The sequence below is a fragment of the Paragemmobacter kunshanensis genome, from assembly GCF_011059185.1.
Taxonomy (GTDB): Bacteria; Pseudomonadota; Alphaproteobacteria; order Rhodobacterales; family Rhodobacteraceae; genus Paragemmobacter; species Paragemmobacter kunshanensis.
Genome location: NZ_JAALFE010000115.1, coordinates 1 through 556 on the forward strand (window position 1 = coordinate 1; position 556 = coordinate 556).

Sequence of the window (556 nt, forward strand, 5' to 3'; positions counted from 1 at the left end):
CCAGAATGCTGCGGGTTCGAGGCTTGATCCACCCGACTTCGGCCGTTTGCGCGACGACAGACACCGCTCGGGGCGAAGAACGCTTGCCCAGCGAGCAAAATCAGGCGATCTTGAAGTCAAGCGGCAGGCCACTTGGGGAATGTCGGTTACCGTGTCCTATGACCTTGAGCGTTGTAGCTCTGATTTCCCGCTGTTCATCGGGATCGTAAACGGCTCTGACAGAACGCTTGAAGCCGTCTCTTTTGGCATTGAAGGCCACCGCACGGGATACAGTGAGCCGCTCTATGATAGTGGCTATCTTGGTTATTCGTCTGATCGAATTATTGCCAGCAATGACGGTTGGGCGAATTGCTGGACATTGCCAAGACAGGCTTATGGCGCGTCAGATCAAATCGTTGCCATGAACCCGCCCAATACGTTGACTTGGTCTGCGAAGAACCCAAGCCCACGGTTTAGAGAATAGGGATAGATCGTGTGAACCCACATTCTCCAAGTAAGTCGCTGATTTCGCTGTCGTAATCGTGATATTTCGCATATAAATCATGGCGTTGACGGC

Annotated in this window: 1 protein-coding gene; it reads left to right on the forward strand. The window is 52.7% G+C overall.

Annotated elements, in window-relative coordinates:
* The coding region (locus G5V65_RS22055; RefSeq protein WP_206526945.1) for a hypothetical protein at positions 1-463 on the forward strand (463 nt) is incomplete at its 5' end.
* Between the last annotated feature and the right edge of the window lie 93 nt (positions 464-556).